The following is a 1694-nucleotide window of genomic DNA, read 5'->3' on the forward strand; positions in this document are numbered from 1 at the left end:
AGCACGTCGTGCACCGCGTGCCCCTTGTCGAGCCCCTGGCCCTCGAACCGGGTCAGCGGCCGGTACGGGGGGCGCGGCGCGTAACCGCCGTCCTCCTGGGTGTTCTCGAAGCCGGGGTGGGCCGTGAGGAGTTCCAGCATCTGTTCCGCGTACGGCTCCCAGTCGGTCGCGCAGTGCAGTACGGCCCCGGGCCGCAGCCGGTCCGCGGCGAGGTCGAGGAACTCCGGCTGGATCAGCCGCCGCTTGTGGTGCCGGGTCTTGGGCCAGGGGTCGGGGAAGTAGACGCGCAGCCCGTCGAGGGAGGCGGCCGGCAGCATCTCCCTCAGCAGGATGATCGCGTCCCCGTTGGCGACCCGGATGTTGGACAGTCCGTTCCGCTCCGCGAGACGGATCAGGTTGCCCTGCCCGGGGGTGTGCACGTCCACGGCGAGGATCCCGGTGCCGGGGTCGGCGGCGGCCATCTGCGCGGTCGCCTCGCCCATCCCGAAGCCGATCTCCAGGACGACGGGCAGCCCGCCGAACAGCGCGGCCGGGTCGACAGCGCGCTGTCCGTCGACGTCCAGCCCCCAGGAGGGCCACTTGCGGCGCAGCGCGTCGGCCTGCCCGGCGGTCACCCGGCTGCGACGCGGCTGGAAGCTGCGGATACGGCGCTCGAAGTGCGACCCGGCCGGGTCGGCGGCGGGTCCGGTGCCGTTCGGGAACATCCGGCTCATGACCGTGCCGTGGTGGGCGGCGATCCGCTTGGCGGTGTTGTCCTTGGAGCGGGCGTCGTCGGCGGCAGCGCCGCTCGCGGGTGTCTCGGCGGTCTGGGTCATCTCGGTCTTCTCGGGCTCGGCCACAATGCTCCGATTCTACGGAGTCCCGGGGCGCCCCTGTCCGGCCAAGCTCACCGGCCCCGAAGCGAGCGGCCACCCGAGCCCCCGGGCACCCCTGCGCCCCAGCTCCTGGCGTCCCGCGCCTCACCCCGGCGCTGCGGCGCCTCAGGTACGGGTGTTTTGCGCCTGACCCGGCCTTCCGTGCCTCAGGTACAGGCGCCGCGCGTCTCACGGCCGGGTGTTCTCTCCCCCAGCCTCCGGCCCCAGTGCTTCAGGTACGCGCGTCTCGCGGCTGATCCGGGCGTTCCGTGTTCTCCGGTACGGGCGTCTCTCGCGCCTGACCCCGGCATCCCGCGGCTCAGGTACCGGCGCCTCGCGTCTTACGTCCGGGCGTTCCGTACCTCAGGTCCCGCATCCCCGCGTCTGATGGCCCGGAGTCCCGCACCTCGCGCCCCGGGCGCCGCGAGGCGCCTCACTCCGGCGCCTCGCGAGAGTCCCCGGGCCCCCGCGCCCGAGTCCCCGGCGCCCCGCGCCCGAGTCCCCGGCGCCCCGCGCCCGAGTCCCCGGCGCCCCGCGCCCGAGTCCCCGGCGCCCCGCGCCCGAGTCCCCGGCGCCCCGCGCCCGAGTCCCCGGCGCCCCGCGCCCGAGTCCCCGGCGCCCCGCGCCCGAGTCCCCGGCGCCCCGCGCCCGAGTCCCCGGCGCCCCGCGCCCGAGTCCCCGGCGCCCCGCGCCCGAGTCCCCGGCGCCCCGCGCCCGAGTCCCCGGCGCCCCGCGCCCGAGTCCCCGGCGCCCCGCGCCCGAGTCCCCGGCGCCCCGCGCCCGAGTCCCCGGCGCCCCGCGCCCGAGTCCCCGGCGCCCCGCGCCCGAGTCCCCGGCGCC

1 protein-coding gene is annotated in these 1694 nt (G+C 77.6%); it reads right to left on the reverse strand.

Features of this window, described 5'->3' with window-relative positions:
• A partial coding sequence (gene trmB, locus GT042_RS30495) for a tRNA (guanosine(46)-N7)-methyltransferase TrmB (RefSeq protein ID WP_237531358.1) occupies positions 1–713 on the reverse strand: 713 nt, incomplete at its 3' end.
• Positions 714–1694 lie beyond the last annotated feature (981 nt).

It is taken from the genome of Streptomyces sp. SID3212 (assembly GCF_009865405.1).
In the GTDB taxonomy this organism is placed as follows: domain Bacteria; phylum Actinomycetota; class Actinomycetes; order Streptomycetales; family Streptomycetaceae; genus Streptomyces.